At 72.7% G+C, this 21842-nt stretch carries 22 protein-coding genes; 8 read left to right on the top strand and 14 right to left on the bottom strand.

The window, feature by feature from the left end:
* Positions 1-660 carry a GntR family transcriptional regulator gene (locus AB8735_RS05535; RefSeq protein ID WP_372405715.1) on the bottom strand — a complete coding sequence of 220 codons (660 nt, stop codon included), beginning with the start codon at positions 658-660 and terminating at the stop codon, positions 1-3.
* 97 nt (positions 661-757) lie between these two features.
* Between AB8735_RS05535 and AB8735_RS05530 the strand changes: the two genes are divergently transcribed.
* From AB8735_RS05530 to AB8735_RS05520, 3 genes are read left to right on the top strand one after another with little or no spacing between them, the layout of a single operon-like run.
* Positions 758-1543: a (Fe-S)-binding protein gene (locus AB8735_RS05530; protein ID WP_372405714.1), complete on the top strand. Its 786-nt coding sequence runs from the start codon at positions 758-760 to the stop codon at positions 1541-1543.
* Positions 1540-2979, top strand: a complete 1440-nt coding sequence (locus AB8735_RS05525; RefSeq protein WP_372405713.1) for a LutB/LldF family L-lactate oxidation iron-sulfur protein — start codon at positions 1540-1542, stop codon at positions 2977-2979. Before AB8735_RS05530 ends, AB8735_RS05525 begins: the two co-directional genes overlap by 4 nt.
* A complete protein-coding gene (locus AB8735_RS05520; protein ID WP_372405711.1) occupies positions 2976-3605 on the top strand; it encodes a lactate utilization protein C in 630 nt (209 codons plus the stop codon). The genes AB8735_RS05525 and AB8735_RS05520 overlap by 4 nt, the downstream gene beginning before the upstream one ends.
* Here the strand turns inward: AB8735_RS05520 and AB8735_RS05515 are convergent.
* Positions 3592-4320, bottom strand: a complete 729-nt coding sequence (locus AB8735_RS05515; RefSeq protein WP_372405709.1) for a TetR/AcrR family transcriptional regulator — start codon at positions 4318-4320, stop codon at positions 3592-3594. The genes AB8735_RS05520 and AB8735_RS05515 overlap by 14 nt on opposite strands.
* 97 nt (positions 4321-4417) lie before the next feature.
* Between AB8735_RS05515 and AB8735_RS05510 the strand changes: the two genes are divergently transcribed.
* Both AB8735_RS05510 and AB8735_RS05505 read left to right on the top strand, forming a co-directional pair.
* The gene (locus AB8735_RS05510; RefSeq protein ID WP_344022966.1) at positions 4418-4762 is read left to right on the top strand and encodes a darcynin family protein; all 345 of its coding nucleotides are present in this window, start codon (positions 4418-4420) and stop codon (positions 4760-4762) included.
* Between the two features lie 132 nt (positions 4763-4894).
* Positions 4895-6193, top strand: a complete 1299-nt coding sequence (locus AB8735_RS05505; protein ID WP_344023093.1) for a phosphatase PAP2 family protein — start codon at positions 4895-4897, stop codon at positions 6191-6193.
* A 74-nt stretch (positions 6194-6267) separates the two neighbouring features.
* Here the strand turns inward: AB8735_RS05505 and AB8735_RS05500 are convergent, their stop codons facing one another.
* The 5 genes from AB8735_RS05500 to AB8735_RS05480 form a co-directional block, all read right to left on the bottom strand.
* Positions 6268-6693 (bottom strand): hypothetical protein, encoded by a 426-nt coding sequence (locus AB8735_RS05500; RefSeq protein WP_372405708.1) that lies wholly within the window; start codon positions 6691-6693, stop codon positions 6268-6270.
* A gap of 17 nt (positions 6694-6710) precedes the next feature.
* Positions 6711-8306, bottom strand: a complete 1596-nt coding sequence (ctaD, locus tag AB8735_RS05495; protein ID WP_344022970.1) for a cytochrome c oxidase subunit I — start codon at positions 8304-8306, stop codon at positions 6711-6713.
* Between the two features lie 368 nt (positions 8307-8674).
* Positions 8675-9334 (bottom strand): vitamin K epoxide reductase family protein, encoded by a 660-nt coding sequence (locus AB8735_RS05490; protein ID WP_372405706.1) that lies wholly within the window; start codon positions 9332-9334, stop codon positions 8675-8677.
* Complete coding sequence (locus AB8735_RS05485) at positions 9315-9836, bottom strand: hypothetical protein (protein ID WP_372405705.1); 522 nt, start codon at positions 9834-9836, stop codon at positions 9315-9317. Before AB8735_RS05485 ends, AB8735_RS05490 begins: the two co-directional genes overlap by 20 nt.
* 204 nt (positions 9837-10040) lie before the next feature.
* Positions 10041-11501, bottom strand: a complete 1461-nt coding sequence (locus AB8735_RS05480; protein WP_372405703.1) for a selenium-binding protein SBP56-related protein — start codon at positions 11499-11501, stop codon at positions 10041-10043.
* A 300-nt stretch (positions 11502-11801) separates the two neighbouring features.
* Here AB8735_RS05480 and AB8735_RS05475 point away from each other — a divergent pair, with 300 nt between their 5' ends.
* From AB8735_RS05475 to AB8735_RS05465, 3 genes are read left to right on the top strand one after another with little or no spacing between them, the layout of a single operon-like run.
* Positions 11802-13802: a hypothetical protein gene (locus tag AB8735_RS05475; RefSeq protein ID WP_372405702.1), complete on the top strand. Its 2001-nt coding sequence runs from the start codon at positions 11802-11804 to the stop codon at positions 13800-13802.
* 39 nt (positions 13803-13841) lie between these two features.
* Entirely contained in the window at positions 13842-15371 is a 1530-nt protein-coding gene (locus tag AB8735_RS05470; protein WP_372405700.1) for a hypothetical protein, read from the top strand.
* Positions 15372-15413: 42 nt separating this feature from the next.
* Positions 15414-15812, top strand: coding sequence for a DUF4440 domain-containing protein (locus tag AB8735_RS05465; RefSeq protein WP_372405699.1), 399 nt, complete (start codon positions 15414-15416; stop codon positions 15810-15812).
* Between the two features lie 6 nt (positions 15813-15818).
* On the opposite strand, the gene pcaD is transcribed toward AB8735_RS05465, so the two are convergent.
* Genes pcaD through AB8735_RS05430 form a run of 7 tightly spaced genes read right to left on the bottom strand, consistent with a single transcriptional unit; the run spans position 15819 to position 21806 of the window.
* Entirely contained in the window at positions 15819-17072 is a 1254-nt protein-coding gene (pcaD, locus tag AB8735_RS05460) for a 3-oxoadipate enol-lactonase (protein ID WP_372405697.1), read from the bottom strand.
* Positions 17059-17586, bottom strand: a complete 528-nt coding sequence (gene pcaG, locus AB8735_RS05455; RefSeq protein ID WP_372405695.1) for a protocatechuate 3,4-dioxygenase subunit alpha — start codon at positions 17584-17586, stop codon at positions 17059-17061. Before pcaG ends, pcaD begins: the two co-directional genes overlap by 14 nt.
* Positions 17583-18350 (bottom strand): protocatechuate 3,4-dioxygenase subunit beta, encoded by a 768-nt coding sequence (gene pcaH / locus AB8735_RS05450; RefSeq protein WP_372405694.1) that lies wholly within the window; start codon positions 18348-18350, stop codon positions 17583-17585. Before pcaH ends, pcaG begins: the two co-directional genes overlap by 4 nt.
* Positions 18351-18358: 8 nt before the next feature.
* Entirely contained in the window at positions 18359-19033 is a 675-nt protein-coding gene (locus tag AB8735_RS05445) for a 3-oxoacid CoA-transferase subunit B (RefSeq protein WP_372405693.1), read from the bottom strand.
* Positions 19030-19815: a CoA transferase subunit A gene (locus AB8735_RS05440; RefSeq protein WP_372405691.1), complete on the bottom strand. Its 786-nt coding sequence runs from the start codon at positions 19813-19815 to the stop codon at positions 19030-19032. The genes AB8735_RS05445 and AB8735_RS05440 overlap by 4 nt, the downstream gene beginning before the upstream one ends.
* On the bottom strand, positions 19812-20267 hold the full coding sequence (locus tag AB8735_RS05435) for a MaoC family dehydratase (RefSeq protein WP_344022994.1): 456 nt from the start codon (positions 20265-20267) through the stop codon (positions 19812-19814). The genes AB8735_RS05440 and AB8735_RS05435 overlap by 4 nt, the downstream gene beginning before the upstream one ends.
* Positions 20268-20312: 45 nt before the next feature.
* Positions 20313-21806 carry a long-chain fatty acid--CoA ligase gene (locus AB8735_RS05430; RefSeq protein ID WP_372405690.1) on the bottom strand — a complete coding sequence of 498 codons (1494 nt, stop codon included), beginning with the start codon at positions 21804-21806 and terminating at the stop codon, positions 20313-20315.
* Positions 21807-21842 lie beyond the last annotated feature (36 nt).

Raw genomic sequence — 21842 nt, 5'->3', positions numbered from 1 at the left:
TCAGGCGGCGGGCGGCGGCAGCGTCGGCTCCCCGCCCAGGCCGGTGCGGCGGAGCACGGCCGAGATGTGGCGGGCGAGCAGCTCGCGGGCCCGGGCGCCCTCGCCGCGGCGGAGGGCGTCGGTGATGGCGGCGTGCTCGCCGATGTCGTCGGCGGCGTGGCCGGGGCCCGTCGTGGAGGCGGCGGCGACGCGGACCTGCTGGTCCCACAGGCGCTCGTGGAGCGTGGCGAGGGTGGGGTTGCCGCCGGCGCGCATGAGCCGGGTGTGGAACTCGCGGGCGATGTCCAGCGCCTTCCGGGGGTCCGCGCCCTCCCCGCCGCCCGCCTGCGGCAGCTCCTCGGCCGCCGCGCGCATCGCCTCGGGGCCGCGCGCGGCCAGGGAGTCCAGGGCGAAGAGCTCCATCAGCAGCCGGGCCTGGAGGACGGAGTGCGCCTCGTCCGGGGCCACGGGCACGACGAGGGCGCCGCGCTTGGGGTAGAGCCGGAGGAAGCCCTCCGCCTGGAGCCGCAGGAACGCCTCGCGGACCGGGGTGCTGGACAGGCCCAGCTCGGTGGCGACGCCGCGTTCGGAGAGCAGTTCGCCGCCCGGGTAGCGGCCGTCCAGCAGGCGCTCCCGGACATGGGCGTAGGCCCGTTCGGCCGTGGGCTTCGGGTGTGTCATGCCCCCCATTGTGCAGGTCGGGCCGACATCCGTCCAAGCTTCCGTCTATGGTTGTATCCATCATGTGGTCGCTGTCCCCCACGATCAAGGAGGCACGATGCGCACGACCGCGCTCTTCGTGACCTGTATCAACGACGCGCTCCATCCCGGCACGGGAAAGGCGGCGGTCACGCTGCTGCGCCGGCTCGGGGTCGAGGTGGACTTCCCGGACGGGCAGAGCTGCTGCGGGCAGATGCACTACAACACCGGCTACCGCAGGGAAACGGCCAGGCTGGCCCGGCACTTCGTGGACGTCTTCGGGGAGTACGACGAGATCGTCGTGCCGTCCGCCTCCTGCGGGGGGCTGCCCTCCGAGGCGTACGAGATCGCCGCCGAGGCGGCCGGGGACGCCGGGCTGCTGCGGGACGTCCGCGAACTCGCCCCCAAGGTCCACGAGTTGACCTCGTACATCACCGACGTCCTCGGCCGCGAGGACGTGGACGCCTACTTCCCGCACAGGGTCACCTACCACCCCACCTGCCACAGCCTGCGCGCGACGCCCCTGGGGGAGCGGCCCTACCGGCTGCTGCGGGCCGTCAAGGGGATCGACGTCGTCGAACTGCCCGCCCGGGACGAGTGCTGCGGCTTCGGCGGCACCTTCTCCGTCAAGAACGGGGCCGTGTCCGGCGCCATGAACGGCGACAAGGCCCGGCACGTCCTGGAGACCGGAGCGTCCGTCCTGGCCGCCGTCGACAACTCCTGCCTGATGAACATCGGCGGCCGCCTGGCCAAGGACGGGCACGCGGTGCGCACCCTGCACCTGGTGGAGATCCTGGCCCGGACCGAGGCGGACGGACCGCTGGCCGGCATCCCCGTCGCACGAAGCGGAGGAGTCCTGCGATGAGCAAGACCTTCATGGGCTGGCCCGCCTTCCCCAGGGCCGCCGAAACGGCCGTCGCCGACGAGCAGTTGAGGACGAACGTACGCCGCGCCACCCACACCATCCGCGGCAAGCGCGCCGCACTGGTCGAGGAGCGGCCCGACTGGCAGGACCTGCGGGACGCGGCGGCCGCGCTCAAGGACGACGTCCTCGCCCACCTCGACACCTATCTGGAACAGGTGGAGGAACGGGTCACCGCGGCGGGCGGGACCGTGCACTGGGCGGTGGACGCCGACGAGGCCAACCGCATCGTCACCCGGCTCGTCCGGGACACGGGCGAGACGGAGATCGTCAAGGTCAAGTCGATGCTCACCGAGGAGATCGGCCTCGACAACGCCCTGGAGGCGGCCGGGATCAGCGCCCGCGAGACCGACCTCGCCGCGACCATCGTCCAGCTCGGCGACGACCTCCCCTCGCACGTCGTCGTCCCGGCGCTGCACCGCAACCGCAGCGAGATCCGGGACATCTTCGTACGGGAGATGGGCAGGCACGGCCGCCCCGCCCCCGAGGGGCTGACCGACGACCCCGGGGAACTGGCCGAGGCGGCCCGGCTGCACATGCGGGAGAAGTTCCTCAAGGCGAAGGTCGCCGTCTCCGGCGCCAACTTCGTGGTCGCCGAGACCGGCACCCTGTGCGTCGTCGAGTCCGAGGGCAACGGCCGGATGTGCCTGACCCTGGCCGACACCCTCATCTCGGTCGTCGGCATCGAGAAGGTCGTCCCCACCTGGCGCGACCTGGAGGTCTACCTCCAGATGCTGGCCCGCAGCGCCACCGGCGAGCGCATGGCCCCGTACACCAGCACCTGGACCGGCACCACCGACGGCGACGGGCCGGGCACCTTCCACCTGGTGCTGGTCGACAACGGCCGCACCCGCGCGCTCGCCGACCCCGTCGGCCGGCAGGCGCTGCGCTGCATCCGCTGCGGAGCGTGCATGAACATCTGCCCCGTCTACGAACGCACCGGGGGCCAGGCCTACGGCTCGGTCTACCCCGGCCCCATCGGCGCCATCCTCAACCCCCTTCTCAAGGGCCCCGACGACCCCCAGACCGCCTCCCTCCCCTACGCCTCCTCGCTCTGCGGCGCCTGCAACGAGGTCTGCCCCGTCAGGATCCGCTTCACCGATGTCCTGCTGAAGCTGCGCTCCGACGTCGCCGAGGGCGACGCCAAGGTCAAGCACCGCGCCGAGAAGGCGGCCCTGAAGGCCGTCGGGGCCGTGATGGACCACGGTCCGCTGTGGAACGCGGCGGTCAGGGCGGCCGGGACCGTAGGCGCCGCCGTGCCCAAGGGCATGAAGCTGCCCGGGCCCCTGCACGGCTGGACCGACAGCCGCGCCCTGCCCGACATCCCCAAGGAGTCCTTCCGCGCCTGGTGGAAGCGGACCGAAGGAGGCGCCAAGTGAACGCGCGCGACACCGTGTTGAGCCGCATCCGCCGGGCCACGGCCGACCTGTCCGGAACCCGGACCACCGTCCCGCGCTCCTATCTGCGCCACGCCCCGACGGTCGCCCCGGGCGACCGGGAGGGGGCCGTCGCACTGCTCGTCGAGCGGCTGGAGGAGTACGGGGCCGAGGTGCGCCGCACCGATGCGCCCGGGCTGCCCGCCGCCGTGACCCGCGCCCTGGAAGCCGCCCGCAGTGCGGTCGTCCCCGACGGCCTGCCGGAGCACTGGACGGCCGGGTGGGACGGCGAACTCCATCGCGATCAACCGCCCCTGACGCACCATCAGCTCGCCGCCGTCGATGCCGTCGTGACCACCTGTGCCGTCGCCGTCGCCGAGTCCGGCACCCTCGTCCTGGACGGCGGCCCCGGTCAGGGCCGCCGCGCCCCGACCCTCCTGCCCGACCTCCATGTGTGCGTCGTCCGCGAGGACCAGGTCGTCTCCGCCCTGCCGGAGGCGATGCCCCGTCTCGACCCGCGCCGCCCCCTGACCTGGATCAGCGGGCCCTCCGCGACCGCCGACATCGAGATGATCCGCGTCCGGGGCGTACACGGCCCCCGCCGGCTCGCCGTGCTCATCGCTCCGTGAGGCGGTCGGTGTCGCCCAGGGCGGTCAGGATCTCGTCGAGGGTGTGCTCGAAGAGCGGTCCGGGGTCGGTGAGGGCGAAGTCGAGGTGTCCGAAGACCTCCACGGCGACCGTCCCGTACAGCCGGGCCCAGCAGGCGACGAACACATAGATGACCTCCAACGGCACCGGTTCTCCGGAGAGATGCTCGCGCACCTCCTCCAACTGCGCCGTCCAGACGGGGTCGAGACCGGCGGGCGGGACGACCGTCCCGTCGCGCCACAGCTGCACCATGAGGTCGAGGACGACGCCGCCGAAGCGCCAGCCGGAGTCGTGGGCGACGCTGCCGGGAGCGGTGTCGGCGTCCGCGACCGGCTTGGCGAACAGCAGCCCGAACTCGCGGGGATGGGCGAGCGCCCAGCGGCGCAGTTCGCGGCCCGCCTCGCGCAGTTGCCGCCCCGGCCCGGCCGAGGGGTGGCGGTCGCGGGCCGCGGCCAGGGCGGCGGCCAGCTCGTCGTAGAGGGACGAGGCCAGCGCCTGGACCAGTTCCCGGTGCCCGGCGTAGTAGCGGTAGAGGCCGGGCGCGGTCATGCCCATCTCGCGGGCGATGGCCCGCAGCGTGACGGCGCCGGGCCCGTCCTCGACCAGCAGCCGCCGGCCGGTGCGCAGGATCTCCGCGAGCGCCTCCTCGCGCACCCGGTGACGGCGGCCGGTAGGGGTTCCCGCGGTGCCGGACATGGGGACTGGCCTGCCTTCCCTTGACAAAGTTAACGCCTGTCACTTTAGCTTCTCCCGAAAGTTAACACCGTTAGCAATCTCTTCGGGGGAGCTCGTCATGAAGTACGGCATCGTCCTGACCTACACCGTCACCGAGCGGTGGCTGGCCCTGTCGCGCGAGGAGCGCAACGCGATGCGGGAGGCACACCTGGAGCCCGCCTTCGCCGCCCACGCCGACCGGGTCCGGGCCCGCTTCTTCGACGCCGAGGCGTTCAGCGGCCGCATCTCGGACTTCGTCGTGCTGGAGACCGAGGACCTCGGCGCCTACTACTTCCTGATCGAGGCGCTGCGCGACACCCCCGTCGTCGCCGGGGGCTACCTCACCTTCGGCGAGATCTTCCTGGGCGTCGAGGACGGCTTCCACCGGTACGAGCAGGCGCTGGCCGACGGGACGGACCGGTAACGGTGCCGGGGAAAGTGACCTCGATAACCAACGGCCAATAAATCTGTCAAGCGACCGACATCTATAGTGTGGCGGGTGTTTTCGCGAATAAACGCCAGAATTTCCTTCGCCGCATGGCGTCGGCCGCGGACGATGCTGTGGGCCGCGGCGGGAGTGGTGGCCCTCGGCTTCCTCGTCGCGCTGGAGGTGGTCGCGCGTCGCTGCGCCGGTGTACCGGGGCCGATGACCGACCTGGCGGAGGGGGTGATCCTCGCCCCCAAACCGGGGCCGCTCTACGGCGGCCTGGCGCTGATGATGGTGGTGCTCACCTGGCGGCAGCGGTTCGTCGCGGCCGGTGCTGCGATCGGCATCGACGCCGTCTTCGTGCTGGTGCGGTGGGCGATCGACGCCGAGGTGCCCGACGGCCACTTCTTCGGCAACGGTGCGCTGTGGGTGATGCTGGGCTGCGCGGCCATCGCCGTCACACGCCGCACCGGCCGGGAACGCACCCTGCTGCTCAAGGGCGTCGGCCTGGGCCTGCTCCTGCTGGTGGGCCGGAAGATCGGCGACACCTGGCTGCTGATCACGGCGAAGACCCGCCCCACGGTGCTCGACCCGTACGTGGCGGTCGCCGATCACGCGCTGGGCAACCCGTCGTGGCTCGCCGGCCGGATCCTTGAGGCCACCGGCCCGATCGGCACCCATGTCCTCGACCTGGTCTACGCCCAGCTCGCGGTCGCCGCGGTCGCCGTCGCGCTGTACCAGCTGCGCAACGTGGCGGCCGAGCGCCGCTTCCCGAAGCACCATCTGGTGCGCACCTTCCTGGTGATCGGCCTCCTCGGGCCGGCCATCTACATGATCTTCCCGGTGGTCGGACCGGTCTTCGCCTACGGCCCGGGCGCCTCCGGCACCGGCGGCGTGCAGTGGGCGGTGGCCAACCTGTGGCCGGACACGCTGCCGCCGGTCTCCGTCCCGCACCCGGTGCTGTACGACGGGATCACCCCGCGCAACTGCATGCCCAGCCTGCACACGGCATGGGCCACCGCGATCTTCATTCACACCCGCAAGGGCCCCCGCCTGCTGCGGTACGCGGGGACGTTCTGGCTGATCGCCACGCTCAGCGCGACGCTGGGCTTCGGCTACCACTACGGCGCGGACCTCGTCGCCGGTGTGGTGTTCACGCTCACGATCGAGGCGGGTCTGCGCTCGCTCGCCCGCGGCTGGGACCGGTCGGGAACCCGGATCGTCGTCCACGGCGCGGCGGTCTTCACCGCGCTCCTGGTGTCGTATCGCTGGCTGCCGATGGAAATGGCCGAATATCCGTGGGTGTTCGGGCCGCTTCTGCTGCTGGCGATGGCATCGGTGATCTACGGCTATGTACGGACCACCAGGCAGTGGGAGTCGAAGGCGGTACCGGTGCGGCAGCCGGAACCACAGCCCGAACTGGTGTGAGAGTCCGGACATGAAAGCGGCGAGGCCGATGTCATCGGCCTCGCCGCTTTCATGTCCGGACCACGGCTCCCCTGTTACGGGGCGGGAACCAGCAGCAGGACCCCGGCGCTCGCGGACACGACGACGAGCCCGGACAGCGCCCACGCCCAGGCGATGCGGCCCGCCCGGACGGGACGGCCGTCCGGCGCCCCTCCGAGCAGCGCCGTCCAGCAGTCGGCGGCCTCGCGCCGCCGGTGCGACCGGGCCCGTACGGACACCGCCGCCACGGCCGCCGCGCCCGTCCCGGCGGTGAGCCCGAGGGCCCACCACGGCGCGGCGGCGAACAGCAGGACCGCGAGCGCCGCCCCGGTTCCCCAGCCGGTCAGGCAGGCGGAGGCGGCGGTCCGTACGGAGCGCGGCCGGTCGTCGCCGGAGCGCAGGTCCTCCAGGGCCGGCAGATACCAGACGCAGCCGGCCGCGCAGATCATCGCGGCGCCCAGCGCGAGAGCGACATGGGACATGTGCTTCCTCCCGCCTCTCAGAGGGACGCCGCCTCGGCCTCGGCGATGTCGGGGTGGTGCAGGTCGAACGCCGGGGATTCCGAGCGGATGCGCGGCAGCGCGAGGAAGTTGTGCCGCGGCGGCGGGCAGGAGGTCGCCCACTCCAGCGAACGGCCGTAGCCCCAGGGGTCGTCGACCTCGACCCTCTTGCCATACTTCGCCGTCTTCCAGACGTTGTAGAAGAACGGCAGGAGCGACAGGCCCAGCAGGAACGAGCCGATCGTGGAGACGGTGTTCAGCACGGTCCAGCCGTCGGCCGCCAGATAGTCGGCGTAACGGCGCGGCATGCCCTCGGCGCCCAGCCAGTGCTGGACGAGGAACGTGGTGTGGAAGCCCACGGTGAGCGTCCAGAATGTGACCTTCCCCAGGCGCTCGTCCAGCATTTTCCCCGTGAACTTGGGCCACCAGAAATGGAATCCGGCGAACATTGCGTAGACGACGGTGCCGAAGAGCGTGTAGTGGAAGTGCGCGACCACGAAATACGAGTCGGAGACGTGGAAGTCCAGCGGCGGGGCGGCCAGGATGACGCCGGTCAGACCACCGAAGGTGAAGGTCATCAGGAAGCCGACGGCCCACAGCATCGGGGTCTCGAAGGACAGCGAGCCCTTCCACATGGTGCCGATCCAGTTGAAGAACTTCACCCCGGTCGGGACCGCGATCAGGAAGGTCATGAAGGAGAAGAACGGCAGCAGCACGCCACCCGTGACGTACATGTGGTGCGCCCACACCGTCACCGAGAGACCGGCGATGGAGATGGTCGCCGCGATCAGACCCCAGTAACCGAACATCGGCTTGCGGGAGAAGACCGGGATGACCTCCGAGACGATACCGAAGAACGGCAGCGCCAGGACGTACACCTCGGGGTGGCCGAAGAACCAGAAGAGGTGCTGCCACAGCAGCGCGCCGCCGTTGGCCGGGTCGAAGATGTGCGACCCGAATTTGCGGTCCATCTCCAGGGCGAACAGCGCCGCCGCCAGGACGGGGAAGACCAGCAGGATGAGCAGGGCGGTCAGCAGGACGTTCCAGGTGAAGATCGGCATCCGGAACATCGTCATGCCGGGGGCGCGCATGCAGATGATGGTGGTGATGAAATTGACGGCGCCCAGAATGCTGCCGAATCCGGAGAGCGCCACACCCATGATCCACAGGTCCGCCCCGAGGCCGGGGGAGTGCGTGGCGTCCGAGAGCGGTGCATAGGCGAACCAGCCGAAATCCGCAGCGCCTTGGGGTGTGAGGAACCCGCCGGCCGCTATCAGCGAGCCGAACAGGAAGAGCCAGTAGGACAGCATGTTCAGCCGGGGGAACGCCACGTCGGGGGCGCCGATCTGCAGCGGCATGAGCCAGTTGGCGAACCCGGTGAACAACGGCATCGCGAACAGCAGCAGCATGACCGAACCGTGCATAGTAAAGGCCTGGTTGAACTGCTCGTTCGACATGATCTGCGTGCCCGGGCGGGCGAGTTCCGCACGCATCAGCAGGGCCATGAGCCCGCCGACGATGAAGAACCCGAACGCCGACACCAGATAAAGCGTCCCGATCTTCTTGTGGTCGGTGGTCGTCAGCCACTCCACCATGGGGCTGCGAGGTTTTCCCCCGGCCCTTTCCCCGGCCTTTCCGCCGGCCGCGGGGCGACCCTCTACGGGCACCCTGTCCTTCGTTCCCACCGCGTCCACTGGCCGGTGACCTCCGTTCTCGTGCTGCTGAAGACGGCAGCCGGGAAGGGATTCGTGCGAGATTCGCGTGAGGGGGGAATCCCTTCCCGGCCGTGCCGCGTTCACATGATCGGCCGTGGCGGAAAGGGACCAGATGGGCCGGTCAGTCCCGGGAACAGGGGCCGTTGTTCCCTGCCGAGTCGCGAGTGGGAAACAGTCCGAGTCGGAAACAGCCCGGGCCGAAGAGCAGCCCGGGCCGGAAAACGTCCCGGTTCAGAGAAGGTCCCGGTTCAGAGAAGGGACTGCCAGAAGGCCCGGAACCGCGTCGCGATCAGCAGGACGACGACGAAGTACCAGACGACCGGCACCACCCAGGGGAATTCCAGCAGCGCGGCCACCAGCCGGCGGGGCGCCGGGACGACGCCGTGCCTGAGGTTGTGCAGGGTGGTGCACCAGAACATGGCGATCGTGGCGACCCAGGTCAGCACGCACCACAGGCACAGCGCGCCGATGGAGTAGAGGGCCTGGGCCATCAGCCACATGCAGAACGCGGAGCCGAGCAGGGTGCCCAGGTTCAGCCCGATCCAGTACCAGCGGCGGTAGCGGGCCCCGGCCAGCAGGCCCGAGCCGATGAACACGACACCGGCGTAACCGGCCAGGCCCAGCAGCGGGTTGGCGAAGCCGAACACCGACGCCTGCGGGCTGCTCATCACGTCCGTGCACGACAGCACCGAGTTGACGCTGCACGAGGGCCGGAACCCCGGGTCCTCCAGCAGGCGGAACCTGTCGACGGTGATCACGAAGGAGGCGAGCACACCGAGCGCGCCCGTGACGACGAGCGCCCAGGCGAGAGCGCGCCCGGCCCCGAGCGGTCCGCCCGCCGCGCGGGACCGGGCACCGCCCCGGGGCGTGTCCTCGGTCCTCGCCGGGTCAACCACTGGGTGCGACATAGGTGTCGGTCTCCTGCCTCTTGCCGTCCCGGACGCGTACCGGCGCGGCGCCGGCGGGCCGGAGGACGGTCACCGGGATGCCGCGGCCGCGGGCGAAGGCCACGAGATGCGCGGTGGCGTCCCGTCCGCTGGACGGCGACCCGTCCCAGACGGCCACCACCTGCCGGCAGGACGCGATGAGCTGCTCGTCGGCGCTCACGGAGGCGTCGCGGTCGGCCGGGTCGTACGGGAGCAGCCGTACGTGTTCGGCGAGCAGCAGCAGTTCGCCGGCCGCCGCCCGGTCCCGCGGGGGGAGCGTGGCCGTCCCGGGGAACGGCCGGGGCAGCAGCACGACGAGCTTGCGGCCCGCCTCGCGCACGGCCTGCCCCACCAGCAGGGGCAGGCCCGCCCCGGCCCGTACGAGAACGGACGCCCCCGTGGCGCACCCCTCCAGCGCATCGCGCAGTCCGTCCGCGAGCGAGGCGCCCACGGCCAGGTCCGGATGGCCCACCACAGCGATCACCAGTCGACTCCGTTCACCTTCGTCACACCCTCGGCACAGGACACGTGCCGGGTGCGCCGCCCGCCTCCCGGAGGGCCCGGGCCGCCGATGCAGGGGCGGCGCACCCGGCCGCCCCGCCAGAAGACCGTGTGCGGAGCCCGGCCGGAAGGGGCCGAACGGCCCTGGTCGCAGGGCTGTTGAGGACAAGTCCCCTGTAATGGCGGCTCAGATGAAGCAGTACGAATCGGACGACGCGTCGCCGCCCTGCAGGCGCACCTGATGGACGCGGCGGCCCTGGAACTCCGCGCCGTGCGGGAAGAACCGCGGGTCGGGCACGAGCCCGCCGCGCACGGGGTCCACGTCGAACTTGGCCAGCCACGGCTCGACGCCGTCCGGATAGAACTGGTCGTCCCACGAGCCGTACAGCGAGTTCGTCACATAGACCCGGCGGCCGTCGCGGCTGATCTCGACCATCTGCGGCCCGCCCGACAGCGGCAGGTCCGGCGCCGCCGGATGCGGTGCGCGGTCGACGACGCCGCCCAGGCGCACGGACGCGGTGCGCCGCGGGTGGAAGGGGTCGCTCACGTCGTACTGGAACAACTCGCCCGTCCCCCACGCCGAGACGTACAGCCGGCGGTCGTCGACGGACAGGTTGATGTCGGTGATCAGTGGCGGGACCGCGCCGAACGGCCGCAGCGCGGGCGGCAGATCGTCCGTCTTCGCCGGCTCCGCGGGGATCGTGATCACCTTGCGCACGGCGAACCGGCCGCCGTCCTCCCGGTGCCACAGCCACACCGACGCCGACAGGTCCTCGACGTTGACGACGACGCCCACGAACCCCCAGGACGCCTCCGGGTCGTGCGCCGGGCGCAGCTCCAGCGTCATCTGGTGGGCGTCGCCCAGGTCGACGCGCTGGAGGTGGCGGCCGGTGCCGAGTTCCCAGAAGTGCAGCGCGTGGCCGTACTTGCGGCCGAGCAGCAGCTCGGGGTCGACACCGTCCTCGATCATGGACGGCGTGCCCCACTCGCTGGTGACCGCGATGTCGTGGCGGAGGTGCCACCACACGTCGTACGCCAGCCGCTGCGGCCCGCGGTCGGTCTCCCAGGCGCGCAGGACGTCGAAGGTGTCGTGGTCGAGCAGGGCGACGCCGCCGGGGCCGTCGGCGCCGTGGGCTCCGCCGAGGCAGGACAGGAGGACGCCGTCGGGGCCGCAGTGCAGGGTGTGCGGGCGGGAGTAGCCGGCCTTGTCGGCGAGTTCGGTGGCCTCGATCGTCCTCACCAGGCGGGGGCGGGCCGGGTCGGGGTGGGTGTCGAAGACGTGGATGCGGGAGGAGCGCAGCCCGGGGGCCAGCAGCCAGCGCCGTTCCGCGTGGTGGTGGCCGGCGTGGGCGAGCGCGCTGGAGCAGGCGTTCCAGCCGAAATGGTGCAGTTCGTCGCCGAGTCCCGGCACCTCGGACACGTGCAGCACCCGCCCGTAGGAGGCGGACGCGGGGTCGGTGTCGAGGGTGAAGAGGGCGTCCGGGCGCTGTGCCGTGCGGTCGAAGCCGACCAGATAGGCGAGTTTCTCCGGGGGCGCGGCGGCGGCGTCGGCCGGGGTGCGGTAGATCGTCGGGTCGGGGGCGTGGTCGTGGTTGTGGTCGTGGTCGTGCGCGTGGTGTTCGTGGTCGTGCCGTGGAGCGGTCGTCATGCGGACCTCCTCGGGCTTCCTCGGGCTTCCTCGGGCTTCCCCGGCCGCGGTGTCACCGCGGCGGGCGGCGAGCGTCGCACAGGCGGACGGCATGTGCCAAGGACGCGGGACGCGCGGCGGGCACGGGAGCCGTGAACTCCCCTTCTTCACCGGGGAATCGGGATGTCATTCCCGTGAAACCCCTGGGCCACCGGCCCTGCTGTGACTACCCTCGATCCACCGCGAAGCTCTTTCTGCGGGTGCTGCCGGGGCGGCCGGGCCGTCGTGGCGGCCGAGGGGTCGGACATGCCGGGGGGACGCATGTACGGACGTGATGCTCTGCTCAAGGGGCTGGTGCCCCGGCTCGTCGGGGTGACGCCGGAATGTCATCGCGTCCGCATGGAGTACGGCGAGGACCTGCCGGTGGTGATCCTCACGGGCGCCCGCGGACTCGGCAAGACCGTTCTGCTCGAACGGCTGCGGAACACGCACCGCAGGTGCGTCCCCGTCGCCCTGCTCGACTGCGAGTCGCCGGAGCTCACCGACCCGCCGCACGGGAACGACGTGTCGTGGACGCCGGTGACCGAGGCGCTCTACGTCCTGGCCGAACAGCTGGTGCCCAGGGTGCCGGGCGCCGGTGACATGCGCTTCCCCCGGCTGGCCGCCGGTCTGCTGGCGGTGGCCAGCAGCGGATGGGGGCCGGACGAGAACGAGCGCATCCAGGCCGAGGCGGCCCGGCTCGGCACGCTCCTCGCGCCCGAGTCACGGTGGGAGAAGCGGGGCCGCGCCTGGCTGGGCAAGGTGGTCACCAGGCTGAGCGACCTGGCCGCCACCGGCATACCCGCCGTCGACATCGTCGTCGAGGCGACCGTCGAGTCGCTCCTGGAGGAGCTGTTCGACCGGAGTGAGCGCAAGGCCGCCGACTGGTACGGGAGTTACCCCAACGCGGGCGGGAACGCCGCCCGCGGTCTGGTCCTCCTGGGCCGGCACTTCCACCGGGGCGACGGGCACCGGGCCGTCGCCGAACGCCATCTCGTCGGCGCTCTGCGCGCCGATCTGACGGCGGCCTACACCGGCCCCGGCCGCCTCAGACGATTCGGCCGCCCCTTGGTCCTGCTCGACAACGCGCAGGCCGGGCCCGGGCGTCTGATCGTGGAGTCCGTGCTGCACGACCGGCACGAGGGTGTCCACGACCGGACCGTGGTGATCGCCGCCCCGCGCGGCGGGGACGGCGCGGCACCGGAGCACGCGGTGCGCGTCCGCTTCGCGGAACTCGCCCGCCCGGGCCGCTGGCGCCGCGGCCAGGAGCCCGGATCCGGGGCCCTGGCCACGGCGCTCCCGCCGCTGGAGGCCGAGGACGTGCGCCGCGTCTTCGACCGGGCGGAGGACGCGCCCGGCGTCCCCGCCGGCCTGTACCGCTGCGTGCACCACCTCACCGGCGGCCACCCGCTCGCCGTCGGCCTGCTCGCCGAGGCCGTGCACCGGATACCGGACGGCCGGGAGCCCACCCCGGGCGCCCTCCTGGACGCGCCCGTCCGGGCCACCGGGCGGACGACGGGGGCGGAACTCCTCCACCGGCTGGTGCCGGCGGACTGCCTGGAGGGCCTGGTGATCCTCGCGGCCGCCCGCGATCCCGGCTCCGCCGAGGCCCTCGCCGCGGTCCGGCTGCGGGACCGGGGCGGCGTCAACGGGATGCACCGGGCCAGGGACCTGCTGCGGCGGGAGGGCTGGGACGAGGACCCGGAGCTCTTCGTCGCCGACCTCCTCCTGCGGTCGGCGCTCCTGCACCGGCTCCACCGCCAGGACCCGGACTCCGCGAGCTGGCGGGCCGTCCACCACACCCTGCGCGACTACCACGCGAGCGGCGAGTGGCGCGGACAGCGCCACGCCCCGTCCGAGCCGCTCCGGCTGCACCACGAACTCGCCCTGGGACGGGCCGAGTCCGCGGTGGTGCATCTGCGGGAGTCCTTCCGGCGGCCCGAGGTGCCGGCCCGGCAGTGGCTCGACGAACTGCTCGCGATCACCTCGGCCCCGTACTTCGCCGTCCCCGACCACCGGCGGGCGATCGCCCTGGGAGCCGTGGACCCCCGGCAGCCGCCCCAGGACCACGGCGACGACCCCGTCCTCCACTTCCGGATCCGGCGGCTGCTGCACGCCGTGTGGCTGACCCGGGACCCCTTGGCGCTCCATGACGCCGAGGTCGCCGAGCGCATGGCCCACGAACTCGCGCGCCTCTCCGACCTGCACCGGACCGGCAGCGACGTGCTCTGGCAGGCGTCGAGGGAATGGGCGCTCCGCGCCGGGCAGCAGTGCACGTTCTGAAACCTCCCCCCATCCGCTTCCGAAACCGGAGAGCGCGCGATGCACAGACTGGTGGACGCCTTCCGCAACCTGTTCGCCCCCAACCTCCTCACCCGGATCGTCGCCGTGACCGCCGCCCTGGCCGTCCTCGGCGCCGCGGCCTGGTTCGGCTGGGGCTTCCTCCACCCCGACACCTCGTGCGCCGAGGGCGTCGAGAAGACCGGGCCGGAGCAGGAGTGCGTCGGGGTGTCCGGGGACGGATTCGTCTTCGGCAACGAGGAGTTGAGGAAAGTCGGGGAGGCCATCGCGCGCGAGAACGCCACCCTGGAGCCGGGTACGTACGCGACCGTCGCCGTGATGATGCCGTTCCTCTCGGACGACCCCACCCGCCGCCCGACGATCGTGCACGCGGTGCAGGGGGCGTTCCTCCAGCAGTACCGGGCCAACCACGAGTCCAACGGGGAACGGCCGCCGATCCGCCTGGTCCTGGCCAACACCGGCAAGGAGAGCGCGTATTGGAAGCCGGTCGTGGACCGGCTCGTCGCCATGGCCGAAGGACCCGACCGATTGCGGGCCGTGACCGGCGTCTCCACCAGCGGGCAGACGACGAAGGACGCCGTCACCGCACTCACCGGGAAGCACGTTCCCGTGGTCGGGACGACCATCACGGCCGACGACATCGCCAACAGCGAGCGGCAGGAGCCCTTTCCGGGCCTCGCCCGCGTCGTCCCCACCAACCGCGACGAGGCCCGCGCCCTCACCCACTTCGGCCGGACGGACCCCCGGAAGTCGCTGCTCGTCCACGACAGGAACCCCGACGACCGCTACGCCCGCACCCTGCGCGACGTGTTCGACCGGCTCCTGGCCGACTCCCCGTACCAGCCGCAGCCGATCGACTCCACGGACGCCGGCAGCACGGCGAGCACCGCCCGGCAGATCGCGCTGTTCGTCTGCGGGGCGAAGGACGCGGAGAACGTCTTCTTCGCGGGCCGGCACACCCAGCTCCGCGAGTTCGTCAACGCGCTGAGCGCGCGCCCCTGCCAGGACCGGCCGGTGACCGTCCTGACCGGCGACGAGGGCTCGTACCTCGGCAGCGACGCCCGGTTGGACAGGAACGCGGTCAAGCACAAGGTCACCGTCCGCTACACGGCCCTCGCCCACCCCGACGCCTGGCGCGGCGCCCCGGCACCGGCCGCGGGCGGCTCCCGGAACGCCTACGACACCTTCGCCCGGCTGGCCGCGAAGGGCGACGACCTGGGGATCGGGACCCTCGCCCGCGGCGACCTCACGGACGGCCAGGCCATCGTCGCCTACGACGCGATGGCCACCGCCGTGCAGGGCATCCGCACACCGGACCCGGGCCATGTGCCCCGGCTGGTCAGCGTGGCCAACGAGTGGCCCCGGCTGATGGGACCCCAGCGCGTGGAGGGCGCCGGCGGGTGGATCTGCCTGGACGTGCACGGGAACCCGTACAACAAGGCCGTACCCGTCATGGAGCTGTCCGCCGACGGCACCCCGGTGTTCGTCAGGATCTCCTGGCCCGAGGGCAGGCCGCCCACCGACTGCATCCCTCCCAAGGAGAGCGGCTGACCGGCCGTCGCGGTCGGCGTGGCCCGGGGGTACTGTCGCCCCATGTCCAAGATCGAAATAGACGCGGTGACCGCCGAGTTCTACGGCGCGTTCGACAACCGGGGCGGCAGGGCCGCCGACGTGGCACGGATCCGCAGGCTGCTGCTGCCCGGCGGAGTGATCGCCAAGACTGGCTCGGAATCGACGACTTACACCGTGGAGGAGTTCATCGAGCCCCGTGAGCGGCTGCTGACCGACGGCCGGCTGGTGGAGTTCTCCGAGTGGGAGACCTCCGAACGGACCGAGGTCGTGGGCGACATCGCGTCGCGGTTCAGCGAGTACCACAAGTCCGGGACCCTGGACGGCGAGCCGTTCGAGGGCGGCGGGACCAAGAACATCCAGTTCGTGCGCACTCCGGAGGGCTGGCGGATCGTGGCGGTCGCCTGGTACGACCGGGCCTGACCGCCGTCAGCCCGCGCCGGGCCCGTCGATGACCCGCTGGGCGACGGCGAAGGCCGCGTTGGCCGCGGGGACGCCGCAGTAGACGGCGGTCTGGAGGAGGACTTCGGCGATCTCCGCGGGGGTGAGTCCGTTGCGCAGGGCGGCGCGGACGTGCAGGGCGAGTTCGTCGTGGTGGCCGCCGGCGACGAGGGCGGTGAGGGTGACGCAGCTGCGGGTGCGGCGGTCGAGGCCGGGGCGGGTCCAGATCTCGCCCCAGGCGCAGCGGGTGACGAAGTCCTGGAACGGGGCGGTGAAGGGGGTCGTTCCGGCGGCGGCCCGCTCGACGTGGCCGGCGCCGAGGACCTCGCGGCGGACCGCCGTGCCCGCGGCGGCGGCCGTGGGGGCGGGGGCTCCGGCGAGGTGGCGGAGGAGGGCGGCGAGGACGGGGCGCGGCTGCTCGACGCCTGCCAGGTGGGCGGCGTGGGGGAGTTCGACGAGGGTGGCGTGGGGGATGCCGTCGGTCAGTTCGCGGGCGTCGGCCGGGGGAGTGGCCCGGTCGTCGCGGCCGGCGACGACCAGGGTGGGGGCGGCGATGCGGGACAGCCCGGTGCGCAGGTCGAACGCGGCGAGGGCGTGGCAGCAGGCGGCGTAGCCGGCCGGGTCGACGGAGCGGTGGTCCGCGACGAGGGCCCGGGCGGCGGGGGTCTGCCGGAAGGCCGGGGTGAACCAGCGTGCCGGGGCCGAGGCGGCGAGCGCGCCGAGGCCCTCCTCCCGGGCGCGGTCCCGGCGCTCGTGCCAGATCCGCGGCGTGCCGAACCGGGCGGAGGAGCAGACCAGGGCGAGGGAGGCGACGCGTTCGGGGTGGTGCGCGGCCAGGTGGGCGCCGACGGCGCCGCCGAGGGAGATCCCGGCGTGGGCGAAGCGCCCGGCGCCGAGCGCGTCCGCGAGGTCGAGGACCAGGCGGGCGAGGTCGGCGACGGTGGCGTCGGGCGCGAGGAGGGAGGCGGGCGAGCCCCCGTGGCCGGGCAGGTCCCAGCGCACGGTCCGGTGGCCGCGGGCCAGGTCCGGGAGCTGCGGTTCCCATACGGCGAGCGAGGTGCCCAGGGAGGGGCCGAGGAACAGGACGGGGGCGTCGTCGGGGCCGTCGACGCGGTGGTGGAGGAGGCCGCCGGTCGAAGGCTCGGGCGAAGGTTCAGGCGACGAAGGTTCAGGCGACGAAGGTTCAGGCGACGAAGGCTCAGGCGACGAAGGCTCAGGCGACGAAGGCTCAGTCGAAGGCAAGGAACGCCGTCTCCTTCTCCCCCTGGAGGTGGATGTCGAAGCGGTGCGTGCCGCCGCCCTCGGGGACGGTCCGGAGGGTCCGCCGGCGTTCGGGAGGGAGCGCGGACAGGAGGGGATCGTCTTCCTGACATGCCGTCAAATAGACGCGAGTGAAGAGGTGGTGGAGCAGGCCGCGGGCGAACAGGCACACCGAGAGGTACGGGACGCCGCCGGGCGGCAGGGTGCGCAGGGTGTAGTGGCCGTCGGCGTCGGTGGCGGCGCGGCCGAAGCCGGTGAAGGCGGTGCCGTCGCGGCGCAGCGAACCGGGCGCGCCGGTGCGGCCGCCGTCCGGGGCGGGCTGCCAGAACTCCAGCAGCGCGTCGGGGACCGGCTCCCCGGCGCCGTCGTGGACGCGGCCGTGGACGGTGAGCGTCTCCGGATGTCCGGCGGGGGCGACCAGGTGGCCGTCGGGGGCGGTCAGGGCGAGGCCGAAGAACGGGCCGACGGTCTGGGCGGGCGTGGGCGGGAGGGTCATCGGCGGCCTTCCTCGGTACGGGTGGCGGCGGGGCCGTCGAGGACGATGTCCCAGCGGTAGCCGAGCGCGTCACCCGCGGCGGACAGGTTGTGGTCGTAGCCGGCGATCAGACGGGCCCGGGCACCGGCGTCGGTGACGGACCGCAGGATGGGATCGAGGGGCAGGAGGGGATCGCCCGGGAAGTACATCTGGGTGACCAGGCGTTGGGTGAACGCGGTGCCGAAGAGCGAGAAGTGGATGTGCGCGGGCCGCCAGGCGCCGGTGTGGTTGAGCCAGGGGTAGGAGCCGGGCCTGATCGTGGTGAAGCGGTAGTAGCCCTGACGGTCCGTCAGGCATCTGCCCGCGCCGGTGAAGTTGGGGTCGAGCGGGGCGGGGTGGCGGTCGTGCCGGTGGGCGTAGCGGCCGCAGGCGTTGGCCTGCCAGATCTCGACGAGCTGGCCGGTGACGGGGCGTCCGGCCCGGTCGAGGACGCGGCCGGTGACGGTGATGCGCTCGCCGAGCGGTGCGCCGGGGTGCCCCCGGGTCAGATCGGCGTCGGACGCTTCGACGTCGGCGGCGCCGAAGACGGGGCCGTACCGTTCGGCCGCCTCCGGGTCCTGGACGGCGGTGAGCGGATGCCGGGGGTGGCGCAGGAGGCTGCTGCGGTAGGGCGGGTAGTCGCGCGGAGGGTGGTGGCGGGGGACGCCGGAGGCGGCGTACTCCCGGTCCAGCCGGTCGATTTCCCGGGAGATGTCCTGCTGGGTGGCCTGTTGGGCGGGGTGCATGGGGAGGGTCACCTTTCGGGGCGTGCGGTCGGGCGTGCCGCCGGATGTGCCGGGGGGAGGGCGACGGGCGCCGCCGTCCGGCGCGCGATCTCGTCGGCGCCGACGCCCGGTGCGGCCTCGGCCAGCACCAGACCCTCCGCGGTGACGTCGAGGACACCGAGGTCGGTGATGATCCGGTGCACACAGGCCCGTCCGGTGAGCGGCAGCGAGCACGTTTCGACGATCTTCGGGGAGCCGTCCTTGGCGGTGTGCTCCGTCAGCACGATCACCCGGCGTGCGCCGTGGACGAGGTCCATGGCACCGCCCATGCCCTTGACCGTCCGTCCGGGCACCGCCCAGTTGGCCAGGTCGCCGTGGGCCGAGACCTGCATCGCGCCGAGGACGGCCGTATCGAGGTGGCCGCCGCGGATCATGCCGAAGGAGAGTGCGGAGTCGAAGAAGGCCGCGCCGGGGAGGGCCGTCACGGTCTCCTTGCCCGCGTTGACGAGGTCGGGGTCGACGTCGTCCTCGTACGGGTACGGGCCGACGCCGAGCAGCCCGTTCTCCGAGTGGAGGACGACACCGGCGTCCTCCGGCAGGAAGGCGGCCACCAGCGTGGGCAGTCCGATGCCGAGGTTGACGTACGAGCCGGCGCGCAGTTCCCGGGCGGCGCGCGCCGCCATCTCGTGGCGGGTCCAGCTCATGGGGTGCGCACCGTCCTGCGTTCGACGGGCCGGTGCGCCGCCTGACGTGGTGTCAGGGGCACCACGCGCTGGACGAACACACCGGGAAGGTGCACCTGGTCGGGGTCCAACTCCCCTGGTTCCACGAGGCGTTCGACCTCGGCGACGGTGATGCGGCCGGCCATCGCGGCGAGCGGGTTGAAGTTGCGGGCGGTCTTGGCGAAGACCAGGTTTCCGTGGCGGTCGCCCCGGGCCGCGCGGACGAGGGCGAAGTCGGTGGTGAGGGCGCGTTCCAGGAGGTGGGGGCGGCCGTCGAACACGCGGATCTCCCTGGGCGGCGAGACGGCCGCGACCCGGCCGTCGGGGGTGTGGCTCCGCGGCAGTCCGCCGTCGGCGACCTGGGTGCCGATGCCCGCCGGGGTGAAGAACGCGGGGATGCCGCAGCCGCCGGCCCGCAGGCGTTCGGCGAGGGTGCCCTGCGGGGTGAGCTCCACCTCCAGCTCGCCGCACAGGTAACGGCGGGCGAATTCCGCGTTGTTGCCGATGTAGGAGCCCGTCACGCGGCGGATCCGGCCCGCCGCGAGCAGGATGCCCAGGCCGTCGCCGTCCACCCCGCAGTTGTTGGAGACGATGTCCAGTCCGCCGGTGCCCTGCTCGTACAGCGCCCGGATCAGGGTGCCCGGCACGCCGGTGAGGCCGAAGCCGCCGACGGCGACCGACGCGCCGTGCCCGATGTCGGCCACCGCCTCCGCGGCGGTGGACACCGTCTTGTCCGGGCCGTTCACGCCGTTCACGCCGTTCACGCCGAGAAGCGGTAGACGGCCTGGGCGACGGCGGCGGGTTTGGGCCGGCCGTCGATCTCGACGGTCAGGTCGACGACGACCTCGGCACCGCCGCCGACCTCCTTCGCCCCGGCGACGACGCCATGGGCGCGGATCCGGGAGCCGACGGGGACGGGGGCGGGGAAACGGACCCTGTTCAGGCCGTAGTTGACGGCCATGCCGACGCCCCGGACCTCCAGCAGCCGGTTCCAGAGCGGGATGAGGAGGGCGAGGGTGAGGTGGCCGTGGGCGATGGTGCCGCCGAAGGGGCCCTTCCTGGCGCGTTCGACGTCGACGTGGATCCACTGGTGGTCGTCGGTGGCGTCGGCGAAGGCGTCGACGCGCGGCTGGCCGATCTCCAGCCAGTCGCTGCGGCCGAGGTCGGTGCCGGTGAGGGCGAGCAGTTCGGCGATGCCGTTGACGGTACGGGGCATGGCGGGGCCTCTCGGGGGATGGGGACGGGGGACCGGAACGGGGGGTCAGTGCTGCCCGTGGGCGTTCCGCAGCGCGGACTTGAGCAGCTTGCCCGCGCCGTTGCGCGGGAGGGCGTCGGCGAGGACCACCGACTTGGGGATCTTGTAGCGGGCGAGCCGGCCGTCCAGGTGCGCGAGCAGCTCGCCGGGGTCCGCGGTGCGGCCGGGACGCAGGACGACGACGGCGCGGCCGACCTCGCCCCAACGGGCGTCGGGGACGCCGAAGACGGCGCACTCGGCGACGGCCGGATGGTCCAGGAGGGCTTCCTCGACCTCCGCGGGGCAGACGTTCTCGCCGCCCGAGATGTACACGTCCTTGAGCCGGTCCACCAGCCGGTAGCGGCCGTCGGCGTCGACGGTGGCGAGGTCGCCGGAGCGGAACCAGTGGCCGTCGTGGAAGGCGGCGGCGGTCTCCCCGGGGCGGCCCCAGTAGCCGGCGGTGACGTTCGGCCCCGCGACCAGCACCTCTCCCGGCTCCCCGGGACCGGCCGGCGCACCGTCCGGGCCGAGGAGGCGGACGTCGGTGAAGAAGTGCGGGACGCCCGCCGAACCGGCGTGGGAGACCGCGTCGTTCCGGCCGAGCAGCAGCACGCCGGGCGACGCCTCGGTCATGCCGTAGCCCTGGAGGAAGGCCAGGCCGCGGTCGAGGTAGCGGCGGACGGTCCGGGCCGGCACGGGCGCGCCGCCGCAGATCAGGGTCCGCAGGCTGCCGAGGTCGGCCCCGTCCCAGCCGGGCGCGTCGGCCAGCGCGTCGTACATGGCGGGGACGCCGAACAGACAGGTGATCCCGCGGCGTTGGATCAGCTCCAGGGTGCGGGCGGGGTCGAACGCGGACTCCAGGACGGCGGTGCCGCCCTTGAGGAGGGTGGGCAGGCAGGTCATGTTGAGCGCGGCGGTGTGGAAGAGCGGTGCGCTGACGAGGGTGATCTCGTCGGCGGTGAGGTCGGCGTCGACGAGGACGTTGAGGCTGTTCCACAGGATGTTGCCGTGGGTGAGCGCGGCGCCCTTGGGAGTGCCGCCGGTCCCGGAGGTGTACATGATCATGCACAGGTCGTCGGGCCCCACCGGCTGGTCGACCAGGTCGTCCGGGGATCCGGCCAGCAGCGTCTCGTACGTCTCCCCCTCGGCCTCCAGTACCTCGACGCAGTCGTCGAGCCCGGGCGCTCCGGGGTGACGTACCGTCAGGAGTAATCGGCTGCCGGAGTCCCGCAGTTGGTGGCGCAGCTCCGGTGGTGCGAGGCGGGTGTTGAGCGGGACGAAGACCGCGCCGAGCAGACCGGCGGCGAACAGGGCCTCCAGGAACGCCGGGTGGTTGGGGCCGAGGAAGGCGACCCGGTCGCCCCGTTGCACGCCGTGCGCGCGCAGCAGGTGGGCGAGCCGGGTGACGCGGTCGTGGAGTCCGGCGTAGCCGGTGGCGCGCCCCTCGTGGAGCAGGGCGGTGCGGTGCGGGGTCGAGCGGGCCCGGCGGGCGGGCCAGGAACCGATGCCGTGGTTCTGCAACGCGTAACTCCCCTGGTCGGCTTCACTCCTGGTCGT

It is taken from the genome of Streptomyces luteireticuli, assembly GCF_041519305.1.
Classification (GTDB): Bacteria; Actinomycetota; Actinomycetes; order Streptomycetales; family Streptomycetaceae; genus Streptomyces; species Streptomyces luteireticuli.
This window is presented reverse-complemented; position numbering and strand designations above follow the sequence as displayed.